Source organism: uncultured Fibrobacter sp. (genome assembly GCF_900316465.1).
Classification (GTDB): domain Bacteria; phylum Fibrobacterota; class Fibrobacteria; order Fibrobacterales; family Fibrobacteraceae; genus Fibrobacter.
Window position 1 is genome coordinate 1 of sequence record NZ_ONDD01000015.1, and the last position, 22,121, is coordinate 22,121.

The window sequence follows — 22,121 nt, forward strand, 5'->3', positions numbered from 1 at the left end:
AGGAGTTGTCAAGGAATATTACGAAGATGGCATTCCCGAAGCGGAATACAATTACGTTGACGGCTATATCGAAGGTACGGTGATTCGCTATCATAAGAATGGCAAGATTGCCTCGAAGGCCGAATACAAGCAGAACAAGCAGATTGCTTTCGGTGAATATTTTGATGAATCGGGTGAGCCGGCTACAAGCGGTTCTTACAAGGACTCGCGTGATGGTTACTCTTACGAATGGATTCGCATTGGTTCGCAACTTTGGACCGCCGAAAATATGAACTACGGTACAGCTTCGGGTTCTCTTTGCTCGCAGTGCAATCACTGGGGCAGACTCTATAACTTTGAAAATGCCAAGAAGGCTTGCCTTGAAGGATTCCACATGCCGACCAAGCAGGAATGGAATGAATTGCTCACTTTTGCGGGCAAGGAAAAGCCGGTGGGAGTCGTACTGAAAGCAGGCTACGGCTGGGATCCGATCAAGGGCACCAACAATTATGGCAACGGCAAGGATGAACTCGGATTCGGTGCCAAGGCCGGTGGCGCTCACTTTGCCAAGAGCGATGTTCCGCTGAAGGAACGCAAGTTCGAAGCTGCTGGCCAGAAGGCTTTCTTCTGGACGGCTGAAGGCGAAGTGCTTGTGTTCTTCCACGACAAGGATATCGCCAAGTTTGAAAAGTTTAATCCGGAATACGGCGCAAGCTTGCGTTGCATTAAGGACTAATTCAATTTAAATTGAAAAAAGAAAGGCGCTCTGGTGAGCGCCTTTTTTTATGGTTTGAAAATGGTCGTTTGCCGTGACGCAAGCCTTAAGCGATGTTAAGCGACTGTTCGCGGATGCATTCGACTTCGTTCTTGAGCTCGATGGCGAGGGCGGCGATGTCGGCACTCTGGCACTTTGTGCCGAGGGTGTTGGCTTCGCGGCCCATTTCTTGCAGAATGAATCCGAGGTTCTTGCCTTGCGCGCCGCCTTCCTTGAGGGCGTTCAAGAAAAGCTTGTTGTGGCTGCGGAAACGCGTGATTTCTTCGTGGATGTCGAGCTTGTCGGCCATGATGCAGGCTTCCTGCAGCAGGCGGACGTCGTCGATTTCGCTATCCTTCAAGAGCACGTTGATGCGTTCCTTGAACTTGTCTTTCCACACTTCGATGCGCTGCGGATCGAGAACTTCAATCTTGTCGAGGACGGCGTTCAAGTGATTCACGCGGCCTTCGAGATCGCGGGCGAGGTTTGCACCTTCCTTGGCACGCATTTCGTTCACCTGGTCAAGAGCCTTGTCGAGTTCGGCAGCGAGGTGCTTTTCAAGCGCATCGGAGTCGGCGTCGGCATCGGTGAATTGCAAAACTTCGGGGAGGGCCAGAATATGTTCTAGCTGGATGTCGCCTGCAATGTGGTATTTCAGCTGCATGGCGTGCGTGATTTCGACAAACTTTTTGATGGCGGCGTCGTTGTAGGAAACGGGAATGTTTCCGCCCGTGCCTGCGCCAAGCGTTACGCTAAAGATGACCGAACCGCGGACCAACTTATCCTTAATCTGGTTCTTGAAACTATTTTCGAGGTAGGCCAGGTTCTTGGGCAACTTGCAAGAGATATCCAGAAAGCGGTTGTTCACGCTGCGGACTTCAATCACGCAACTTGCGCCCTGGTACATGGACTCGCTCTTCCCAAACCCTGTCATCGATAAAATAGCCATAATCAATCCCTAAATTTATTTCTTGCTCACCATGGCAATCACGTGTTCTGCGCCGAAGGTCGTGAGGCCAATAGCCGTCAGGAACTTGCTGAACTTGTGTTCGTTCTGGTAATGAATGGTTTCGACCTTCAGGCCTTCCTTTTCGCAAAGAGTATAGAAATCTTTGAGCGTGAGCACACGGATGTTCGGCGTGTCATACCATTCGTAAGGCAATTCCTTGGACTTCGGCATGCGGCCGCGCAGCATCAGGCTTCCGCGAGTTGTCCAGTGACCGAAATTCGGGAAGGTCACGATGGCGCGCTTGGCCACGCGCAAGAGCTCGTTCAAGAGGGCGACCGGGTCGCGGATTTCTTGAATGGTGCGGTTGATAATCGCGTAGTCGAAGCTGTTGTCCTTGAAGTCGCTGATTCCGCTTTCGTCGAGGTCGCGCTGGATCACGGGCACATCGTTTTCAAGGCAATCCATGATGCTCTTGAAGTTGCGTTCGATGCCGAGAACTTCAACATGCTTTTTCTTGTTCAAGTAGTCGAGCAGTTCACCGTTACCGCAGCCGAGGTCAAGCACCTTGGTGTTTTCCTTGACGAGGCTTCCGATGTAGTCGAAGTCTTCGGTGTCATGGAATACCGGCATGACCTGCGTATCGGTCGAGGTCGGAATAATCTTGCTGTCGAGGAAACGGCCCACGGCCTTTCCGAGGTCGCCGACTTCAATAAGGAAGCCGTCGTGACCGAATTGCGTGTCGAGTTCGAGGCTCGTAACCACCTTGCCTGCATTCAAGAGTGCACTTGTAATACGGCGCGATTCGTGCGGCGGGAAAAGCCAGTCGGTACTCAGGTTCACGTTCAGGAATTCCGCCTTCACGCCCTTGAATGCGTTTTCAAGAGAGCCGTATTCCGTTTCGAGATCGAAACTGTCGGTAGCGTGAGCAATGTGCAGGTAGCTGTTGGCGTCGAAGCGGTCCACGAATTTGGCACCCTGATAACGCAGGTAGCTTTCGAGCGGAAGATTTAGGTCGAAAGGCGTGCTGTAGGTGACTGCGTGGTTGCGGCTTTCCTGGTCCTGGGCACGCTTGAACTTTTGTTCCATGCCCACGGCGCTGAGGTAGGTAATGTGGGCGAGCTTGCGGGCGTTCGAAAGGCCGACATCGGGGTGGGCGGATTCGTAGTAGTCGCCACCGTTGAAGTTCGGGTCTTGAGTAATCACGTCGCGTGCGACGATTTCAAAACCGAGTGCCTGGCTGCTGAAACGCGGAGAGCTTGCAATCACGATGCAACGGCGTACAAGGTCCGGGTAGTAAATGGCCCATTTCATGGCCTGGAATCCACCCATGGAACCACCGATCACGCAGCAGAGCTGATCGATGCCGAGTCCCTTGGCGAGTTCTCGTTGGGCATTCACCATGTCGCCGATGGTAATCATCGGGAAGGTGCTGCCGTAGGGCTTGCCGGTGCGCGGGTTAATGGAGGCGGGGCCAGTTGTGCCTTTGCAGCCGCCTAAAATGTTGCTGCACACGACAAAGAATTTATCTGTATCGACCGGTTTTCCGGGGCCGATCAAGGCGTCCCACCAACCGGGTTTCTTGTCGTTCTCGGTATAGTATCCGGCTACGTGGGCATCGGCCGTTAACGGGGAACACACCCAGACCACGTTGCTTTTGTCTGTGTTCAGTGTTCCGTACGTTTCGTAACGGATAGTCAGCGCCGGGAGTGTCTTACCACACTCCAGCATGAAGCCCTGTTCACCATAATCTTTTTCGAAAGTCTGGGGAACTACGGGACCGACGCTGTTTTTATGCAAAAATTCACTCATATGCATAAATTTAGAAAATGGTTGCCCAAATTAGGGTTAAATAATGAACAATGACTAATTAAAAATGAAGAAAATAGCAGAATATAGTTTAAATGGTGATAGTTAGTTATAGCTTCTGTTTATGACTTGGCTCAAACTTTCAAAAAGGTTATAAAATTACTTTTTCCTTACAAAATGGACGAGGAAGGCTCCAAAAGGGTTCAAAAAAAGGACTCTCTTTGCTACATTTGGCGCGGTTTGTAAACAAATAGTTAAGAAAAAGGTGTAAAGATGGTAATTGAACCGATGATCCGCAGCAATATGTGCGTGAATGCTCACCCTCAAGGCTGCGCCATGGATGTGAAGCGCCAGATTGAATACGTACAAAAGAAGCGCGCTGAACGTGGTACCCCGAAAGAGGCTCCGAAGACGGTTCTTGTGTTGGGATGTTCGACCGGCTATGGACTTGCTAGCCGAATTTCGGCGGCGTTTGAATTCGGTGCCGCGACAATCGGTGTGTCGTTTGAAAAAGAAGGTGCTGATGAACCTCGCCAGAAACCGGGTACGCCTGGCTGGTATAACAACATGGCTTTTGACAAGTTCGCTCATGAAGCGGGCCTTGAATCGGTAACTTTTAATGGCGATGCATTCTCCCATGAAATGCGCAAGAATGTGATTGACACCTTGAACAAGATGGGTCGTAAGGTCGATTTGCTGGTGTACAGCGTGGCATCGAGCGTGCGCGTGGATCCGGACAACGGAACGCTTTATCGCAGCGTGTTGAAGCCGATAGGCGAAACTTTCTCGGGCGCAACGATTGACTGTATGACCGGTAAAATCAGCACGATTAGCGCAGAGCCCGCCAACGAAGAAGAAATGGCGAACACCGTGAAGGTGATGGGTGGCGAAGATTGGGCTCTTTGGATTCGTCAGCTTAAGGCTGCTGGCGTGCTTGCCGAAGGCGTGAAGACTGTTGCCTATTCTTACATTGGCCCGGCTTTGTCGCATGCGATTTACCGCGACGGTACGATTGGTGGCGCCAAGAAGCACCTGGAAGCAACCGCTAGGGAACTTGATGCAGAACTCCAGAAGGAATTGAAGGGCGAAGCCTACGTGTCCGTGAACAAGGGCTTGGTCACACGCTCCAGCGCCGTGATTCCTATTATCCCGCTGTACCTTTCGGTGCTCTTTAAGGTGATGAAGGAACAGGGAAGTCACGAAGGTTGCATTGAACAGATGGAGCGCCTGATGAACGAACGCCTTTATACGGGTAGTGCTGTTCCGACTGACGAAAACCACTTGATTCGTATTGACGATTGGGAACTCGATCCGAAGGTTCAAGAAGAAGTGAACAAGCGCATGGCAACCATCACGCAAGAAAATCTTGCTCAGGTGGGCGACCTCGCAGGCTACCGTCACGACTTCTTGGCAACCAACGGTTTTGACATCGAAGGCGTAGATTACAGCGCCGACGTGAAGAGCGTCGAGACGATTTAATAGAAGTCTTATGTTGTGAAGCTAAAAAGGCGCGGGTAAAACCGCGTCTTTTTTTTATATTTGGGACATGTATATTATTGTAGGTCTCGGAAATCCTGGTACTCAGTATTCTAACACACATCACAACGCCGGTTTTATGGCGGTCGAAAAACTTGCTGATTCGAGCAAGGACTGGAAAAGCGAACATAAGGCGCTCACCATGAAGGTGAACATCGCAGGCGAGGAATGCCTGCTGGTGAAGCCGCAGACTTATATGAATTTGTCTGGTGAGGCCGTGCAGGCATTGATGACGTGGTACAAGGTGAAGGTGGACCACCTGCTCGTTTTCAGCGATGATATTAATTTGGATGTAGGCCGTATCCGTTGCCGCAAAGACGGCAGTCATGGCGGTCAGAACGGACTGCGCAATATCATTGAGCATGTGGGCGACAAGTTCCCGCGTATCCGCTTTGGCGTGGGCAAGTGCCCGCCCAAGTATGACTTGAGCAACTGGGTGCTCGCCAAGTTCCCGCCCGAAGATCGCCCGGCCTTTGACGAGGCCATTTCGAAAGTCCCTGCCCTTGTAGAATGCTACTTCAAGTTCGGCATCGAAAAGTGCATGGAACGCTACAACGGCAAGTAAAACCGACTTTTTACAATATTTCTAGCGGTATACAGCTAGGATTTGCGCGTGAAAATTACTATATTCTATGCGCAAAAGAGGTACTTTATGAAACTTTTGCCAGAAGCTTTGACGTTTGACGACGTCCTCCTTGTTCCCGCTGAATCTTCTGTTCTTCCGGCTCAGACCGATGTGAGCACTCAGCTCGCCCCGAATATCAAGCTGAACATTCCTATTATCAGTGCCGCTATGGATACCGTGACGACGGCTCCGCTCGCCATTTCTTTGGCTTTGCAGGGTGGTCTCGGCATTATCCACAAGAACATGAGCATCGAAGACCAGGCCGAAGAAGTTCGCAAGGTCAAGCGTTGGCAGTCCGGTATTGTGACCAATCCGGTGACGCTCGATGCCGACGAACCTGTGTCTGCAGCTTTTGAACTCCGCGCCCGTAACAAGGTGAGCGGTTTCCCGATTCTTTCCAAGGGTAAACTCGTGGGTATGCTCACGAGCCGTGACCTCCGCACGGTGAGCGACATGAACGTGAAGATCCGTGCCGTGATGACCAAGAATCCGGTGACGGCAAGCCCGAAGGTGAGCCTTGCCAAGGCGAAGGAAATCCTCGCCGAAAAGCGTATCGAAAAGCTCCCGCTCGTGGACGCTTCTGGCGCCTTGAAGGGCCTCATCACGATGACTGACATTTTGAAGCGCGAAAACAACCCGAACGCTAGCCTCGACAAGAATGGCCAGTTGCTCGTGGGTGCCGCTGTCAGCACTTCTGCAAATACTCTTGAACGCGTGGCTGCCCTCGTGGATGCCGGCGTTGACCTGTTGATTATCGATACGGCTCACGGCCACCACATCGGTGTGCGCAACATGGTGAAGACCGTTCGCAAGAAATATCCGAAGCTCACGATTTGCGCCGGTAACGTTTGCACACCGGAAGCCGTGGAAGAACTCGCCAAGTGCGGTGCCAACATCGTCAAGGTGGGTATCGGTCCGGGTTCCATCTGCACGACTCGTATCGTGGCTGGTGTGGGTTACCCGCAGTTCTCCGCTGTCGTGGAATGCGGCAAGATGGCTCGCAAGGTCGGCGTGAAGATTATCGCTGACGGTGGCCTCAAGTTCTCTGGTGACATCGTTAAGGCTCTCGCCGCTGGCGGTCACGCCGTGATGGTGGGCTCCCTGTTTGCCGGTACCGAAGAAGCTCCGGGCGAAGTGATTCTCGCTGATGGCCGTAGCTACAAGAGCTATCGCGGCATGGGTTCTCTCGGTGCCATGAAGGCTGGTTCTGCTGACCGTTACTTCCAGGGTGGCGTTCAGGAACCGCGCAAGTTCGTTCCGGAAGGCATTGAAGGCCGCGTTCCTTACAAGGGACCGCTCCGTGACACCGTTTACCAACTCATTGGCGGTATCCACTCTGCTATGGGTTATGCCGGTGCTGCTAACCTCGAAGAACTCTACAAGAAGGCAACCTTTGTCCGTATTACGGGCGCAGGCCTCCGTGAATCTCATCCGCACGATGTGACCATCACGAAGGAAGCTCCGAACTACAGAACGGGCGAATAATTCCGCTTTTTCGATGTATAAAAAAGCCCGCGATTCAAATCGCGGGTTTTTATTTGTTTTGCAAATGGAACTGTGCTGATTTTAGAACGGGAACGTTAAACCGATACCGAGGGGCAATACAACCTTGTTGTTGTCAAGATAACCGTATTCCTTGTTCAGGTTCGTGTAGTAACTGCCGTCTCCGGCGAAGAACTCGAAACCAGCTTCCACGTAGGCGCCGAAATGCTTCACGAACAGCACTTCCGCACCGATACCCAGCACGACTCGCCAGTAGTTCACCGTCTCGGTGTATTCCTTGTAGACGCCTGCGCCGATGTCGCGGTCTCGGTCGTATTCGCCGTGGACCCAGTCGGAAGTCAGAAACGTGTAGAAGTAGCGGGATTCCATGGGGTAGTAGATGAGCGAGATGCCGACCTGGAAAATATCTTCCGTGTAGTCGGTGAAGTGCACGCCCACGTTGAAGATTTCTTGCGCAACGACGTATTCAAGCGAGACTATGCCGCGGCTCGGAGATTTGATACCCGCGGTGGCGACGAGCGTGTAGACAGGGGCGTCCTTGCCGTAGACCATGCGCTGAGATGAACTGGATTCTGCGCCAAGGAGGACGAGTCCTCCGTCGCCGCTCGAGGATGAAGATTCTTCGGCCGCCGATGACGATGATGCCGTTGTCGCCAAGGGTTCGGTTTCGCCGGTGCTTGTGGCAGAACTGGCGTCGTCTTCGGGAGCAAACTTCTGATCCATGATCGAAGCGAAGGCGTCTTCCGACGAAGACGATTCGACTGCCGATGACAATTCATTTGCCGACGAGCTGGACTCCTGCGCGAATGAGATCGGCGCGAGGAGTGCAACGACGAGCGAGATTGCCTTGAAGAGAGTCTTCATTACTTGTTCAACTTTTCCGTAGCGGCGGCGACGCTGAGCAGGTCGGCTTCCTGGAACGGCTTGCCGATCCACTGGAGGCCCACGGGGAGTCCGCCAGCCATGCCGCACGGCACGCTCACGCCCGGGAGGCCGGAAAGGTTCAGGCTCACGGTGTAGATGTCGCTGAGGTAAACGGCCATTGGGTCGGATTCGTTCATGCCGCACTTGAGCGGGAGACCCGGCATCGTGGGGCTTGCGATCACGTCGCAGCTTTCGAATGCCTTGTTGAAGTCGTCGGTAATCAAGCGACGGACCTTCTGGGCCTGCACGTAGTAGGCATCGTAGAATCCTGCGGAAAGCACGTAGCTGCCGAGAAGAATACGGCGCTGGACTTCCTTGCCGAAACCTTCGCTGCGGGACTTGGCGTACAGGTCAAAGAGCTTGCGGGCTTCTTTGCTGCGGTAGCCGTAGCGAACGCCGTCGTAGCGGGAAAGGTTCGAGCTAGCTTCGGCGGTTGCAATGATGTAGTAGCTGGACACGGCGTAGCTGATGTGCGGAAGGCTGATTTCCTTGAGGGTGGCGCCTTCGGCTTCAAGCTTTTTGAGCATGCCTTCGATGGCGGCCTTGCACTGCGCGTCGAGACCTTCGCCGAAGTATTCCTTGGGAACGCCAATCACCTTGCCCTTCACGCCGGCGTCGAGCTTTGCGGTAAAGTCTTCGGTCGGGCGAGTGCTGGTGGTGTTGTCGTGCGGGTCGATACCGCAGATGGCGCCGAGGAGCGTGGCGGCATCTTTAACGGTTGCACCGAAGGGGCCAATCTGGTCCAAAGAGCTAGCGTAAGCGAGCAAGCCATAACGGGATACACGGCCGTAGGTGGGCTTGAGGCCCACAACGCCTGTGCAGGCAGCGGGCTGACGAATAGATCCACCGGTGTCGGAGCCAAGAGCACAGGCGACCGTGCCACTGGCCACGGCTACGGCCGAACCGCCACTGGAGCCTCCCGGAACGCGGGATTCGTCGAGCGGGTTGATGACCTTGCCGAAATAAGAAGTTTCGTTGCTGGAACCCATGGCGAATTCGTCCATGTTCGTCTTTCCAACGATCACGGCGCCGGCGGCTTCGAGCTTTTCAATAGCGGTAGCGGTGTAGGGGGCAACAAAGTTTTCAAGAATCTTGGAGGCGGCGGTCGTGCGCGTGCCTTCGATGCACATATTGTCCTTCACGGCAACGGGGATGCCGTCGAGGGCACCCAAAGTCTTGCCTTCAGCGCGGCGCTTGTCGGATTCGGCAGCCTTTTGAAGGGCGCGTTCGTTCAAGACGCTAATGTATGCATTTAAATTCTTGGTAGATTCAATCTTTGCGAGGGATTCTTCAGCGAGGGCCACGGCAGTCTTGCTGCCGTTGGCGAGCTTGTCGCTCAATTCTTGGATGGTCTCCATTACTTTCCTCCGGACCATTTCATGATGTAGATGCCGAGGATCATGCCGATAACGCTTACCACGTTCAGCTTGATGCCCACACCGAAGGCAAACCTGACGAGATACAGGTCAAGGATTACCGGTTCGGGTCTGTCGGCAAAACCGATGTTGAGGTTAAAGGACGAAACGAAGAAGTTGTGGACGACGTTGTTGTATCCACCAGCATTCATCAGTTCGCCAAGCTGACCGAACAGCACACCGAGGCATTCGCCAAGGATTCCGCCGATAATCAGGCCAAGCACGATAAAAACCAATAAACGGCCAAAAGTATTATTTCGATTCATGGCTGTTAATATAGAAAATAGTGGATGCTGGAAATGTATAATGAGTAATGAGGAATGGGTAATGAGACAAATGCTGGATGAAAAATTTAATTTTACATTCTGCGTTTTAATTACTCATCTCACATTGCACATCTACTTAATGCTCCAGTCGATGGGTTCCAGGCCTTTGCTCTTTAGGTATTCGTTAGCCTTACTAAAGTGCTTGCATCCGAAGAAACCGCGATAGGCAGAAAGGGGACTCGGGTGCGGGGCCGTTAAAATCAGGTGACCGCGATTTTTGGCGACGAGTTCCTGCTTTTTGATGGCGAAGCTGCCCCAAAGTAAAAATACCAGGTTCTCGCGAGTCTCGGACAGGCGCTTGATGATGGTGTCGGTAAATTGTTGCCAACCGATTCCGGCGTGGCTTGCTGCCATGTGGGCACGAACCGTGAGCGATGCGTTCAGCAAGAGGATTCCCTGGTGAGCCCAGCTTTCCAGGTTTCCATGCGGGGGCGGATTGATGCCCAAATCGTCGTGGAGTTCCTGGAAGATGTTGATGAGCGAGGGCGGCGGTTGGATTCCCATGGGCACAGAGAAGCAGAGCCCGTGTGCCTGGCCCGGGTTGTGGTAGGGGTCTTGTCCGATGATGACGGCCTTGACCTTATCGACAGGACAAAAGTCGAGGGCTGCAAAAATCTGGGATCCCGGCGGGTACACCACGTGGTGTTCTGCCTTTTCTTGCAGAAGTTTTTCTTTGATCTGCTTAAAATAGGGTTGCTCGAACTGGTCGGCGAGCAGGTTCAGCCAGGATTCTTCAAGTTTAACGGACATTGACTTTCCTTGCAAGTATTGCGACTTTTTCACCGTAGGCGCGGGTGTAGAATAATATAGCGGATTCCTTGCCCTTGGGTTTTAAACGCTTGATTTCGGCATCGGGGTCGAGTTTTACGCCGCGGAGTTTGAGCGTGATTTTGCCGATGTTGTGTTCTTTAAGCATGGCGCGCACGGCACCTGTTGCAATTTCGGTGTGGGCAAGCACTTCGTAGCAGGCAAATCCAGTAGCCGGCAGGGGAGTGGCGCTTGCCACGTAGGCGATGCCTTCTGAAATCAGGTGGGCGCTTGGGTCGCAGGCGAGAACCGCCTGGTTAAAGAGGTGGCTTCGAATGAGGACGGGTGCCGGTTCCGAGATGTACTGGCTGATTTCGCCGAGGGGCAGGTCGCTCTTGCTGGTCGCGGTGCGGTAAGTGCGGTCCTTGCCTTCGAGGCTGTCGTTTTTGTCCAGTTTCTCTTGAAGGTCGTCGTCCAAGGTTTCGGAGGAACGGTCGCGCGCCCGGCTCCATTCGGCAAGCGATTCGCCGGACTTGTCGATGATGACGGCGCGTACGGTGTCCGGATTCTTGGCGTGGGCGCCGAACAGCACGAGGCATTCGCGGCAGTCGCTGTGGCCGCCCAAATAAAGAATCTCGGTGCCGTTGGGGATTTCGGCCGGCGGGTATCCGGGCGGGAGCTTGGCCATGCCGCCCTTGTAATGCTTGCTGATTTCAATGACTTCTTCGAGCGTGGGCGTCAGATTGCGCAAGTCTCGCTGGTTTTCGCCTTCGATGGCGCGACGGGCTGGGTCGATGGTGAAGTAGTCGGCTCCGTTTTCGACCGAGCGCACGTCGCAGCACTGGGTGCCTACGGATTTTCCGAGGGCCTGCATGTTGTAGCGGTACATGGCGAGGCGGTTCTCGTCGAGGTCGAAGCCGGTAACCTTTAGGGTTTCGGGCAAGAAAAGGCTGTCGCCACCCATGCCGCAGCAGAGGTCGTTCACGGAGCCTTCGCTTGGCCAAAGGTTAGCCTTCCAGCGACCGATATCTTTTGCGGTGCTCTGCTCCAGGGCGAGCTTGTCGCAAAGCAGAAAGGCTTTTTTCTGTTTGGCATCGCCGAAGAATTTTTCGCGGAACTTGGGGACAAGCGCCATGTAGTCCATGATGGCAGCACGTTCTTCGTTGCTGAACCCTTCCTTATTCAGGTAGGTGGAAACCTGCAATGCGTCTAGCCGCTTAGAAAAGGCTTCTTCGATAAAGCCTTGGATCTTGGCAGAGGTGAGCAGGTCCCAGAAATTCATGTTTGCAAAGATACCTTTTTTGAATTTAATTATATTACAAGGCATGAATAATTCCCTTGATTTTATCGGCGATGTTCACGGGCACTGCGATGAACTCCGCGCCTTGCTGCAAAAGCTGGGCTATGTGGAGTCCGAAGGTGCGTTCCGGTATCCGGGCGGTGATCGATCGGTAGTATTCTTGGGCGATTACGTAGACCGCGGTCCCAAGGTACGCGAAACGTTGAACTTGGTGCGTGCCATGCGCGATGCCGGGTCGGCGATTGCGTTGATGGGTAACCACGAATTCAACATGCTTTCGTTCTGGCAAAAGAACGGTGCCGGTGGCGGCCATGTTTTGCACCGCTTTAAAGACGGCTTTTTGCGTGAACACAGCTTCAACAAGATTGCGATTCATTCACGGACGGTGACCTCTTTCGTGGGGCGTAAGCAGGAATTTATGGATGTCCTTGATTTCGTGAAGACGCTGCCGATTTACCTGGAAACAGAATCTTTTAGGGCGCAACATGCCTGCTTTGATGTCGATGCCGTTGCCGCGTTAAGGCGCGAAGGCATTACCTGCTTTGCCGACGGCAATTTCGATGAACTCATCGCCCGCGCCAATGACGAAGATTTTGAATATGAAGACAGCCTTTTTGTGCCCATGAGTACGCTCTTGAAAGGCCCTGAAATGCCTTTGCCCGAAGGCGAACATTTTACCGATGCCGAAGGCGTTCGTCGCATTAAGACCCGTATTGCCTGGTGGCTAGACCCGACCAAGGCTAGCTTCCGGGAACTTTGCTTTCAGCCGGGGGTTTCGATGGATGTAGAATCCGAAGTTTTGCCGTCGGTGCGTGCACGGAATTTTTACGGCGAAAACGAACGCCCCGTATTCTTTGGACATTATTGGCTGACGGGGCTCCCGAAGTTGATTCGTGACAATGTATGCTGTCTCGATTTTAGCGTAGCCGGTTACCGCGGAAATGGTCGATTGGTGGCCTATCGCTTTGACGGCGAACAGAAACTGGATGAAAGTAAGTTCGTATGGGTAGAAGCCTCGTCGTTATAAAGAAATTGGCATCCTTGAAGTTTACGGCCGTGCTGTTGGTGGCGTTTTTGCTGCTGACTTTTTGGGGCGTATTGGCGCAGGCCAATGCCGAGTCTGCCGGACTTCCGGCATCTGTCGCGGTGGATCGCTTTTTTGGTAGCTATTTCATTTGGATTTTAGGTGTCATTCCGCTGCCGGCATTTAAAGGCCTTGTGGTATTGTCTGCCGTGAATGTCCTCGCGTCGCTCTTGTTCCGCATGCCTCGCGGACTGAAGAATGTGGGACTGTGGATAATGCATGTCGCGCTGCTGGTTTTGCTTGTTGGCGGAATTGCCGAAAGTGAAATCAAGCGGGAATACAACGGCTATCGAGATGTGTCTATTTCCAACGCGACGGTTTCTTTTTTCGCCGTCGATGACAGCTTGAGAGTGACTCCGGTCGAGGTAAATGAAAAAGAATATGCTTACTCGGTTCATTATCATGGTAGGGTAGACGATGTAATGGGAACGTCGGTGGATTTGTACAAGGCAACCTACGACCCCTTGCGTTTTGTGCCTTATGCGTTTATGGCGTTGTTCCTTTTAGGGGCGCTTGTTCATTATGCGATAAAGGTCCGTTGTAAGCAGACGTCAAAAAAGCTAGAAGTGCTTAAGGCTTTGTCCTTTGTGGCCATTCTTGCGGCTTTCCCCATGGACGCTCATGCTTCAGAGCGCCCGGTCCCGATTTGGGAGGCTCTGCATTCGGATACTCCGATTTTGGTTGAAAACGCGGTGCGTCCCTTTGATTCTTTTGCGCGAGGCTTTCTTGACGACTTGAGCGGCCGTGTGACCTATAAGAAACTTACGGCGGCAAATGTGGTCCGCCAGATTCTGGTCGCTCCCGGAACGGCCAGAAATTATGACTTGTTCAAGGTACTCCGTAGCGATGTGTCCGTGATTCTTCGCTTGCCGCATCAAAAGCGTTACGTGAGCTATGCGGAGCTGGCCCCGTTGAAAGATATCCTCAAACTTTATGCGACGCGCAACGATGACTTGCCGGCGACTGCTGAAATGCGGCGTCTTTATTCAAATGTACTTCTGTATGAATCGGTTGTGGATCGTACTGCGTTTTCGATTATCGCTAAGCATTCCCTGACGCATTCCAATGTATACCCTCGCCGGTTAAAGGCTGAAGTTTTGTACCACTGGCTGAATCTTGCCTTATTTGCCTTTGTGGGCGCTTTGCTGGCATGTATTCTCTCTTCGCTGAATGTGGTGCTCCGTTCTTTAAAGTTAGATGCTGTTGCCAATATCATGTGTATCGTTACGGCAGTCATTTTGACGGCTTTGTTTACGATGCGCGCTTATGTCGCTGCCCGCCCTCCGATGTCTAGTTTGTATGAAATCGTGATGCTGGTGGCGTTGATGCTGATGGTTTTTGAATCGGGTGCGTTTATTTTCTGCAAGCGTCGCACTTATACCTTGATGATTCCCGTGACGTTTATGGCTGCGGCCCTTTTGTTCTTTGCCAAGTTCGTGCTGGAGCCGGGCGATACATTCCAGCCGATTCCGAATGTGTTGAACTCTTCGGTGTTCTTGACCATTCACGTGTTTGCGATTGCGCTTGGCTTTGCATCGATGATTTTGTCGGGGGTGGTTGCCCATTTGGTGCTTTACCGAAAAGCAAAGCAGACTCCGATTTTTTCGCTGATGTATGGAACGCTCGTTTTTGGCATGGTATTTACGATTCTTGGAACGCTTCTCGGTGGCGTGTGGGCTGATTTTGCGTGGGGCCGTTTCTGGGGGTTTGACCCGAAGGAATGCGGCGCGCTGTTTGTGATTCTCTGGGCGCTACTTTCAATCCATTTGTGGGCGGGTAAAGTAATTTCGCCGCGGGTGTTTGCCCTGTTGAATGCGCTCAACGTGATTGTCACGTTCCTCTGTTGGTTCGGGGTGAATTTGCTTGGTGTGGGCTTGCACAGTTATGGATTCCAGAGCGGCTCTTTGACATGGCTTGCGCTGTTTGTGGGGATTGATCTGATTGTGATAGCGTATCTTGGATGCCGAAAATTCTAAGCCCTCATCGCACATTCCTCATCTTGCACCTTACATTTTTCTATCTTTCTACCCATGCTTCAATGGGATACTCTGCTTTCTGCGACGCGTTACGGGCACCCTGCCGATTTGGACCCGAACCGTTCTGACTTCCACCGCGATTACGACCGTATTGTTTTTTCGACGGCATTTAGGCGCCTTGGCCGTAAAACCCAAGTGCATCCGTTCTCGGTGAACGACCACGTACATAGCCGCCTTACGCACAGTATCGAAGTTTCGAGCGTGGGCAGAAGCCTTGCCATTACGGTGTATCATCTGATTAAAAAGTATTTGCCCAAGTACATTAACGAATACCATTTCGGTACCATCGTGCAGTCGGCATGCTTGGCCCACGATATCGGTAACCCGCCTTTTGGTCATGCCGGTGAAGCCGCCATTCGTGAATGGTTCCGCAAGAATCGCAATTCGGCCCCGCTTCGCGACTTGAACGATACCGAAATTGCCGACTTTGAAAATTTCGATGGTAACGCCCAAGGCCACCGTATTTTGAGCAAGTTGGAATACCATTTCTTGGATGGTGGCATGCGCTTGACTTATGCGACGCTGGGCGCCATGATCAAGTACCCGCAGCTTGCAAAGTTCGGTTCGCCCACAAGTTTGTTCGCCACCGAAGCCGACCTTTATCGCGTGACAGCCTATACCCTTGGCATTCCCGAAGTGGAAACGGGCAAGTGGGTGCGTCATCCGCTGGTGTACCTGATGGAAGCGGCTGACGATATTTGCTACAGCATCTTGGATGTGGAAGACGCCATTGAACTCGGCATTTTGAGCTACGGCGATGTGCGTGGCATGTTCAGCTATCTTTGCGGTCCCGATGTGGATATTGACCGCGAATACCGTGAGAATGGCCAGAATTTCCGCGATTTTCTGAGCAGCGTGCGCGGGCTTGCCATTCAGAATCTGATTGACGATGTGGCCGTAACCTTCGTGAATAACTACGAAGCGATTATGAGCGGTGAACGCGTCAAACACTTGACGAATTTGTCACGTTCCGATGTAATGGAAGGTATCCGTATTGCGAAGCGCTTGGGTGTGGAACGCATTTACCCGGACCGCCGCAAGACCGAACTTGAAGTCGGTAGTTACACCACGCTTGCAACCGTGCTCGACGCTTTCATTAATGGTGTTTACGACTTCCGCTTGAACGGCAACAATTCTTACCGCGCCGACCGTATTGTGCGCCTGATTGGTCAGGCAAAAATCGGTCAGAGCGTGACGGTTGCCGAGGCATACCACCAGGTGCTGGACTTTGTGAGCGGCATGACGGATAACTATGCAACGTATCTGGCTCGTCAGATTGGCGGCCTAGCCATGGGATACTAGTTCCCTATGGTTTGGCTGTTTGATTACGACTTGACCTTGTACGGGGCTGAAGAACGCTGTGTCTTGAATTCCCTGGACCATCGCATTTCGCTATTCGTGCAAAAAACGGTCGGCTGTGATTTTGAAACGGCTCATAAGGTGCGTACCGATTACTTGGAACGCTATGGAACGACACTTTCGGGGTTAATGGCTCTTCACCATACGAATCCTGATGATTTTTTTGACTTCATTCATGAACCGGAGTATTTGATCTACCCCAAGAAGGCGCCTGAAAAGCTTGCTTTGTTGCAAAGCTTAAAAGGCCCGCGATTCGTCTTTACGAATGGCCGCCACGACTGGAGCGAAGCGGGTATGGCCCACATGGGAATCGATTCGGCGATTGACGGCGTTTTTGACTTGAAGTTGCTTGGCTGGGAAGGAAAACCTCACGAAAGCGCATACGACAAAATGGAAAATTGGCTTGCGCAGAAACTTCCGGCGATGGGTTTTGAAATGCCCACGAACAAGCGCGAAATTGTGCTGTTGGATGATGGCCTCCGCAATCTGGAACCTGCGCATCGCCGTGGCTGGACTACGATTTTTGTGAATCCGACCACCGATAGCGCCCCTTATGTGGATTACCATATTCCGCATCTAATGAATTTGGCGGATTTAAAGCTTTAATTTTTGTATTTTATTCTACGTATGAGAAAAATTTCACTGTTTGCATTGATTTGCCTTTTGGCCGTGTCTTTTACTTGGGCCATGCCTGAACCTGCCAAGCGTAACGGTTTTACCAATATGACTGTTACGACGGAGTATTCTGAACTTTTGAAAGAAAAGAATGCTCGCAACGATTCCTTGTTGCCGGCCCTCGATGGCGACAAGGCCTTTGCCGAAGTATTGCGTTTGAATCCGAATTTCTGGAGTCTTGGCGGAGCTATCGATAAAGAAGAATCGGTGGTGACCAAGCTTAATGCAAAGGTGATTTTTATTGACGGTATCCGTGAAGATCCTTTCTGCGAAATCGACAAGAATGCCGGTAGTACTGCTGGCGAATGGAATGTTCGCATTGGCGTGGACTTTGTGTCTGGTGGTTCCAATACGGTGCATATCCACGTGCAGCAGTGCTTGGACTACGTGCGCGATCAGTTGGGCTATGCAATCAAGAAGGGCGACAAGGTCGTCTTTGTGCCGCCTAAGAAGGTGCTCGATAAAATCAAGGAAAGCGAAATTCCGGATGCCATTGATATCGACATGCAGCAAACTCTGCTGAAGGCTCATGAAGATGTGAACCTGACGGGTAAATGCCCCAACAATATTGAAGCGTACATCATTTTGATGGATGTCTACAAACAGGTTAAGAATCAGAAAATGGATTTTGTGGTCATCAACGACCAACTCAACAAAAAGCGCAATGGCGCAGGCCGCGTGCAGAGCTGCGCTTTTAGCCGCGAATGGAACAAACGCTACCACGAAAGCGCAAGCTTTGAATGCGATATCGATAACGACCGCTGCACCTACCGCCAAGAAAATGACGGCAATTCCGAATGGTCGATCAACTACGACAAGGACCGCTTTGAATACATTAACAAAAAGTTCCTGTTCTTCAACAGGAACCCGAAAAGCATTCACAAGGGAGGCACCATGCTCGACTTGCGTCTGTTACGCCTTTCGACGAACTTGTGGCTTGAAGCCTATTTGAACATGAAGGGTGATCCGGTAACGCTTGGTCTGATTATTGTGCCTGGTGGCGACAAGTCTATGGAAGACTATGATGATGGTGGCGATGACGAAGAAGAAGGCTTGATGATGGAATAGCGAAAAAAGACTTGCAAAAGCTTGCGCGATAGAATATATTTGGGATATACAACAAACTAAGAGGAGAAACAATTATGAAACAAAAACTTTTATTCTTCGCTGCCGCGGTTCTGCTTTTTGCCGCGTGCTCGGACGATTCTTCAATCCAGTCGAGTACGGATAAGACGTCCAAGGTTACGACTTCGTGCAAGTTTGATGACTCCTGGTTCGAAGAAGCCTCTGCAAACGGTGGCTTTGCCTTGAAGAAAATGGCTTATGAGGAGTCGGAGCGGGAGCTGGGACGTAGTTTCTATGTCGTGGACCAGGAGGATTCTGTGCTTTTTGTGGTCACGGGAGTAGTTGATGCTTGCAATAGGTTGATTCGTGATATAGGCATGCGCATGGAGGGCGATACGCTCTACGCGACCCTAAACTATGAGCCGGATGTGGGGACAAATTGCCTCTGTTTTTGGGTGGATATGTCGTTTACGGCAGCAAAAAAGTATGGATCAGCGAAGACGATAATTATTGGTGACGAGGTATTCCCGTACCGCGAAAAGGCTGAAAAGGCGGAATCTTCTTCGGAAGAGTGAGTTTTGAGATTCTTTTACCAAAAAAACACCTTTTTGCCGGTCCGCCCGGCATTTTTTATTATATATTTGCTACAGATAGATTTATAAGGAGTTCTTATGAAAAAGTTTGTCAAGGCTTCTCTTGTTGCAGCCATGCTTGCTGCTCCGATCATGGCCGACGAAGAATTCGGCGGTATCGGTGTTACGATTTACCAGATTCGTGATGGCGTAAAGGTCGCCGAAGTGATTCCGGGTACTCCTGCTGCCGACACCAAGCTCCAGGCCGGTGACGTGATTACCGCTGTTGACGGTGTGAGCCTCAAGGGTAACGATATCGAAGCATCCAAGTCTATGCTCCGTGGTACGGTGAACAAGCCGCTTGAAATCACTTACGTGAGCGATGGCGAAACTTATACCGCTACGATCCGTCGCGCCCAGATTACCGTGAAGGATTTGGAAAGCGCCAAGGTGGAATCCTGGTACAATAAGGCTGAATTCAACGCCCAGGAACTCGAAACCTATGCAAGCGCAACCGAAAGCAACAACAAGCAGCTTGTTGCCGTGCTCCAACAGGGCTCGCTGGTTGCTTCTGATGCCAAGGTGCGTGCAACAAACCTGAACGGCATTTATGTGGAACGCGTGAATGAATTTGCTCCGGCTCCCAAGGTGAATAGCAACATGAAGCCCTCTTCTGCTATGCTCAAGGGCTTTAGCCGCAAGGCCATTAGCTTTGACCTCAAGTCTGCCGGCACTGCAATCATTACGATTCTGAATTCCGACGGTGCCGAAGTGGCTTCTCTCCGCGCTGACAATGCTCAGCCGGGCTTCAACACGCTTCGTTGGAATGGCGAAAACGTTCCGAGCGGTCGTTACCTTGTTCGTATTGACCACAACGGCTCCGTTTCCGGCAAGAACGCCGTGCTGAAGTAATTCAAGCGCTAATCGCTTTTCTTACAACCTCCGACAAAAATCGGGGGTTTCTTTTTTTGCATTTTTCTAAATTATCGCCAACGTGATTTTATCTAGAACCCATCGTATTCTGTGGGCTTTTTTGGCATTATGGATTTTTGCCATCGCCACTCCGACCGCCTTCGGCCAGGAGATGACTCGCTTTGAACTCGAAGAGCGTGTACAAGAAGAAGAGGATACGACGGAAGTTGACTGGATGAACGACACGACCGGTGTGGATACCATTGAATACCGCGCCGTGGACTTGGTTTACGATGTCGATAAATCGACCTTTAACCTGAATAACAGTGCCCAGCTCAAGTACCGTACTGCTACGCTGGATGCCGACACGATTTTGTTTGATCAGGAAAACAGTATTCTGGCGGCGACGGGCGATCCGGTGCTGCGCGAAACCAAGAACCCTTCGCTTTCGGGAATGCGGCTCAAGTACAACATGAAAAGCCGTATCGGTGAAATCTATTACGCGACTACCTACCAGGATAATCAGCAGCTGAACGGCATGGAAGTGCGAAGGCTTCCGGACCAAAGAATCCAGATTGCGCGTGGCGACTTCAGTACTTGTAACGACTCGACTCACCAGCACTTCTATTTCTACGGACGTCGCATGGTGGTAAAGCCTAAAGAGACGATTACTGCGCGTCCGGTGGTGCTGAATATTGCCGATGTGCCGGTGGCGGTGCTCCCGATGATTGTTGCGCCTTTGAAGAGTGGACGTAAGTCAGGTTTGTTGACTCCGAAGTTCGGTGGTGACCAAAAACAGGGTTACTACATGAGTAACCTCGGCTTTTATTATGCTGCAAACGACTACTGGGATGCAACGGTCAAGGGCGACATTATTGAAGGCGACGAAGCAAGGTTTGAACGCTCTACCTTGACGGGTGAGGTGCGATACAAGAAACGTTACGTACTCGATGGAAACGTGTCCTATACTTCGTACCTCGAAGAATTTGACATGGCGAACAGCGGTTACGATATCCGCTTTACGCATAACCAGAACTTGACTCCCGATGGCAAGCAGACGTTGAGTGGTTCGGGCTCCTTCGTCAGTAGCCAGAGTATCCGTAAAGACAAGGCTCTCGATGCCGAGACGATTTTGAACCAGCAAGCGAATGCGCAGTTGACTTATTCTGGCCGCTTTGGAACGAACAAGAGCCTTACGGTGAAGGCTCGCCAGAACCACAACTTGGTGACGGACATGATGGAACGTGAAATTCCGGATATCCAGTACCGCATGAGTGGTCAGCTCTTTACTTTTGAACTGGATGAAGATGAAGAAGCGTATGAAGACGGCTCGTTCATAAGCTACCTTGAAAAGTTCAATTACAACTTTAACAACCGCTTTAACTATTACACCAAGCGAGCCCGCGATACGGTCAATGCCGTAGACACGACGGCAGAATATGTTGGCTATACGGGTACGTATTCTATGGATTACTCGGGTACGCTGTTCGATGTCATCAATATCACGCCGCGTGCCACCTTTACGGGTTATTGGACTGGAACGGGTTGGATCAATCCCGAAGATTCACTCAAGTACCGCAAGCGCTACATGAGCCTTGATCCCGAACATGATGAATATGGCCAAGTGGCTTACAACCACAATTACAGCATTTCCGCCGACACAAAACTTTATGGTATTTGGGTTCCTGAAATTGGTCGATTTACGGGCGCAAGGCATGTGCTCTCGCCGAGTGTGTCTTACACGTATGCCCCAGAAATTGATACCGTGAAAAAGTTCGCCCCGCATCCGCTGTTGGGGCAGACTCCGTACCAGATTGAACAGAAGACCATTGGCTTTGGCCTCAACAATGACTTTGATATCAAGTACTTGAAGGTGGTAGGCCATGCGGCCGATACGACCAAGGGCGACACGGCGAAGGCGGTGGAAGACCAGTATGGTACACGTCGCTTGCTCACGACTCGCCACAACGTCTCGTATAACTTTGCCGCAGATTCTCTGCAGTTCTCGGACATTACGTCTTCGTTCGGTTTCCAGATTTTGCCAGACTACTTGTTTACGATCAACACTCGCCATAGCGTGTATCACAAGTTCACCGAAGACCCGAACAAGGTGCAGATGCCGGAACTTATTTACTGGGGTTACGATTTTTCGAAACGCTTTAGCTGGAGTGGCGAATTCAATGGTGGTCTTCCGTCGCAGTTGGGCAAGTACGAAATGCTCAAGTGGACCTTTGGCTTTGACTACAGCTACAGCTTTAGCAGTACTCGTGTGGCTCGAGACTTGTTCCAGGACCGCGTGACCCATTCTACGGGAATTAGCGCGAGCTTGCAACCCACTAAGAACTGGGAAATGACTTACAGCACCCGTTACAACTATAACGAAGGTCGCTTCGTGACGCATAGCTTTACTTTTAACCGTGTGTTGCACTGCTGGCAGCTTGACTTTAGCTGGACGCCGACGGGTCCTGCTGCGGGCTGGAGTTTCTCGATTTACGTGAGAGATTTGCCGGATATCAAGCTCAATGCGGGTAGCACGGAGACGAACTAAACGAAA

The 22,121-nt window shown here is 51.6% G+C and carries 19 protein-coding genes; 12 read left to right on the forward strand and 7 right to left on the reverse strand.

Features of this window, described 5'->3' with window-relative positions:
* Nucleotides 1-715: FISUMP domain-containing protein (locus QZN53_RS07360; protein ID WP_163438387.1), on the forward strand; the 715-nt coding region annotated here is incomplete at its 5' end.
* 85 nt (nt 716-800) lie between these two features.
* On the opposite strand, the gene QZN53_RS07365 is transcribed toward QZN53_RS07360, so the two are convergent.
* Both QZN53_RS07365 and QZN53_RS07370 read right to left on the reverse strand, forming a co-directional pair.
* Nucleotides 801-1,667 (reverse strand): YicC/YloC family endoribonuclease, encoded by an 867-nt coding sequence (locus QZN53_RS07365; RefSeq protein ID WP_294652247.1) that lies wholly within the window; start codon nt 1,665-1,667, stop codon nt 801-803.
* 30 nt (nt 1,668-1,697) lie between these two features.
* Nucleotides 1,698-3,491, reverse strand: coding sequence for a homoserine O-acetyltransferase (locus QZN53_RS07370; RefSeq protein WP_294652249.1), 1,794 nt, complete (start codon nt 3,489-3,491; stop codon nt 1,698-1,700).
* Nucleotides 3,492-3,761: 270 nt separating this feature from the next.
* On the opposite strand from QZN53_RS07370, the gene fabV reads away from it, so the two are divergent.
* From fabV to guaB, 3 genes are all read left to right on the forward strand, one after another.
* Nucleotides 3,762-4,967 (forward strand): enoyl-ACP reductase FabV, encoded by a 1,206-nt coding sequence (gene fabV, locus QZN53_RS07375; RefSeq protein ID WP_163438390.1) that lies wholly within the window; start codon nt 3,762-3,764, stop codon nt 4,965-4,967.
* Nucleotides 4,968-5,034: 67 nt separating this feature from the next.
* Nucleotides 5,035-5,589 (forward strand): aminoacyl-tRNA hydrolase, encoded by a 555-nt coding sequence (gene pth, locus QZN53_RS07380; RefSeq protein WP_163438391.1) that lies wholly within the window; start codon nt 5,035-5,037, stop codon nt 5,587-5,589.
* An 87-nt stretch (nt 5,590-5,676) separates the two neighbouring features.
* Nucleotides 5,677-7,134: an IMP dehydrogenase gene (gene guaB, locus QZN53_RS07385; RefSeq protein ID WP_163438392.1), complete on the forward strand. Its 1,458-nt coding sequence runs from the start codon at nt 5,677-5,679 to the stop codon at nt 7,132-7,134.
* An 81-nt stretch (nt 7,135-7,215) separates the two neighbouring features.
* Here guaB and QZN53_RS07390 read toward each other — a convergent pair whose 3' ends face one another.
* From QZN53_RS07390 to QZN53_RS07410, 5 genes are all read right to left on the reverse strand, one after another.
* Nucleotides 7,216-8,016, reverse strand: a complete 801-nt coding sequence (locus QZN53_RS07390; protein ID WP_163438393.1) for a hypothetical protein — start codon at nt 8,014-8,016, stop codon at nt 7,216-7,218.
* Complete coding sequence (gene gatA / locus QZN53_RS07395) at nt 8,016-9,434, reverse strand: Asp-tRNA(Asn)/Glu-tRNA(Gln) amidotransferase subunit GatA (RefSeq protein WP_294652253.1); 1,419 nt, start codon at nt 9,432-9,434, stop codon at nt 8,016-8,018. The genes QZN53_RS07390 and gatA overlap by 1 nt, the downstream gene beginning before the upstream one ends.
* Complete coding sequence (locus QZN53_RS07400; protein WP_088627630.1) at nt 9,434-9,757, reverse strand: DUF4321 domain-containing protein; 324 nt, start codon at nt 9,755-9,757, stop codon at nt 9,434-9,436. Before QZN53_RS07400 ends, gatA begins: the two co-directional genes overlap by 1 nt.
* A gap of 132 nt (nt 9,758-9,889) precedes the next feature.
* Nucleotides 9,890-10,567 carry a uracil-DNA glycosylase gene (ung, locus tag QZN53_RS07405; RefSeq protein WP_163415143.1) on the reverse strand — a complete coding sequence of 226 codons (678 nt, stop codon included), beginning with the start codon at nt 10,565-10,567 and terminating at the stop codon, nt 9,890-9,892.
* Entirely contained in the window at nt 10,557-11,846 is a 1,290-nt protein-coding gene (locus QZN53_RS07410; RefSeq protein WP_163438395.1) for a class I SAM-dependent methyltransferase, read from the reverse strand. Before QZN53_RS07410 ends, ung begins: the two co-directional genes overlap by 11 nt.
* A 43-nt stretch (nt 11,847-11,889) precedes the next feature.
* Between QZN53_RS07410 and QZN53_RS07415 the strand changes: the two genes are divergently transcribed.
* The 8 genes from QZN53_RS07415 (at nt 11,890) to QZN53_RS07450 (ending at nt 22,115) form a co-directional block, all read left to right on the forward strand.
* Nucleotides 11,890-12,891 (forward strand): metallophosphoesterase, encoded by a 1,002-nt coding sequence (locus tag QZN53_RS07415; RefSeq protein ID WP_163438396.1) that lies wholly within the window; start codon nt 11,890-11,892, stop codon nt 12,889-12,891.
* A complete protein-coding gene (locus QZN53_RS07420) occupies nt 12,867-14,924 on the forward strand; it encodes a cytochrome c biogenesis protein (protein ID WP_163438397.1) in 2,058 nt (685 codons plus the stop codon). Before QZN53_RS07415 ends, QZN53_RS07420 begins: the two co-directional genes overlap by 25 nt.
* A 54-nt stretch (nt 14,925-14,978) precedes the next feature.
* Complete coding sequence (locus tag QZN53_RS07425) at nt 14,979-16,286, forward strand: deoxyguanosinetriphosphate triphosphohydrolase (RefSeq protein ID WP_163438398.1); 1,308 nt, start codon at nt 14,979-14,981, stop codon at nt 16,284-16,286.
* Nucleotides 16,287-16,292: 6 nt separating this feature from the next.
* Entirely contained in the window at nt 16,293-16,949 is a 657-nt protein-coding gene (locus tag QZN53_RS07430) for a pyrimidine 5'-nucleotidase (RefSeq protein WP_163438399.1), read from the forward strand.
* Nucleotides 16,950-16,970: 21 nt separating this feature from the next.
* Entirely contained in the window at nt 16,971-18,086 is a 1,116-nt protein-coding gene (locus QZN53_RS07435; protein WP_294652260.1) for a hypothetical protein, read from the forward strand.
* A gap of 74 nt (nt 18,087-18,160) precedes the next feature.
* Nucleotides 18,161-18,658: a hypothetical protein gene (locus QZN53_RS07440; RefSeq protein ID WP_088627636.1), complete on the forward strand. Its 498-nt coding sequence runs from the start codon at nt 18,161-18,163 to the stop codon at nt 18,656-18,658.
* Between the two features lie 96 nt (nt 18,659-18,754).
* Entirely contained in the window at nt 18,755-19,567 is an 813-nt protein-coding gene (locus QZN53_RS07445) for a PDZ domain-containing protein (RefSeq protein ID WP_163438400.1), read from the forward strand.
* Nucleotides 19,568-19,688: 121 nt separating this feature from the next.
* Nucleotides 19,689-22,115, forward strand: coding sequence for a putative LPS assembly protein LptD (locus QZN53_RS07450; protein ID WP_294652264.1), 2,427 nt, complete (start codon nt 19,689-19,691; stop codon nt 22,113-22,115).
* Nucleotides 22,116-22,121 lie beyond the last annotated feature (6 nt).

What these genes read in the sequence shown, in the direction of transcription:
- QZN53_RS07365 (WP_294652247.1), bottom strand. Translation starts at nt 1,667, where the DNA reads ATGACAGGGTTTGGGAAGAGCGAGTCCATGTACCAGGGCGCAAGTTGC.
- QZN53_RS07370 (WP_294652249.1), bottom strand. Translation starts at nt 3,491, where the DNA reads ATGAGTGAATTTTTGCATAAAAACAGCGTCGGTCCCGTAGTTCCCCAG.
- fabV (WP_163438390.1), top strand. Translation starts at nt 3,762, where the DNA reads ATGGTAATTGAACCGATGATCCGCAGCAATATGTGCGTGAATGCTCAC.
- pth (WP_163438391.1), top strand. Translation starts at nt 5,035, where the DNA reads ATGTATATTATTGTAGGTCTCGGAAATCCTGGTACTCAGTATTCTAAC.
- guaB (WP_163438392.1), top strand. Translation starts at nt 5,677, where the DNA reads ATGAAACTTTTGCCAGAAGCTTTGACGTTTGACGACGTCCTCCTTGTT.
- QZN53_RS07390 (WP_163438393.1), bottom strand. Translation starts at nt 8,016, where the DNA reads ATGAAGACTCTCTTCAAGGCAATCTCGCTCGTCGTTGCACTCCTCGCG.
- gatA (WP_294652253.1), bottom strand. Translation starts at nt 9,434, where the DNA reads ATGGAGACCATCCAAGAATTGAGCGACAAGCTCGCCAACGGCAGCAAG.
- QZN53_RS07400 (WP_088627630.1), bottom strand. Translation starts at nt 9,757, where the DNA reads ATGAATCGAAATAATACTTTTGGCCGTTTATTGGTTTTTATCGTGCTT.
- ung (WP_163415143.1), bottom strand. Translation starts at nt 10,567, where the DNA reads ATGTCCGTTAAACTTGAAGAATCCTGGCTGAACCTGCTCGCCGACCAG.
- QZN53_RS07410 (WP_163438395.1), bottom strand. Translation starts at nt 11,846, where the DNA reads ATGAATTTCTGGGACCTGCTCACCTCTGCCAAGATCCAAGGCTTTATC.
- QZN53_RS07415 (WP_163438396.1), top strand. Translation starts at nt 11,890, where the DNA reads ATGAATAATTCCCTTGATTTTATCGGCGATGTTCACGGGCACTGCGAT.
- QZN53_RS07420 (WP_163438397.1), top strand. Translation starts at nt 12,867, where the DNA reads ATGGGTAGAAGCCTCGTCGTTATAAAGAAATTGGCATCCTTGAAGTTT.
- QZN53_RS07425 (WP_163438398.1), top strand. Translation starts at nt 14,979, where the DNA reads ATGCTTCAATGGGATACTCTGCTTTCTGCGACGCGTTACGGGCACCCT.
- QZN53_RS07430 (WP_163438399.1), top strand. Translation starts at nt 16,293, where the DNA reads ATGGTTTGGCTGTTTGATTACGACTTGACCTTGTACGGGGCTGAAGAA.
- QZN53_RS07435 (WP_294652260.1), top strand. Translation starts at nt 16,971, where the DNA reads ATGAGAAAAATTTCACTGTTTGCATTGATTTGCCTTTTGGCCGTGTCT.
- QZN53_RS07440 (WP_088627636.1), top strand. Translation starts at nt 18,161, where the DNA reads ATGAAACAAAAACTTTTATTCTTCGCTGCCGCGGTTCTGCTTTTTGCC.
- QZN53_RS07445 (WP_163438400.1), top strand. Translation starts at nt 18,755, where the DNA reads ATGAAAAAGTTTGTCAAGGCTTCTCTTGTTGCAGCCATGCTTGCTGCT.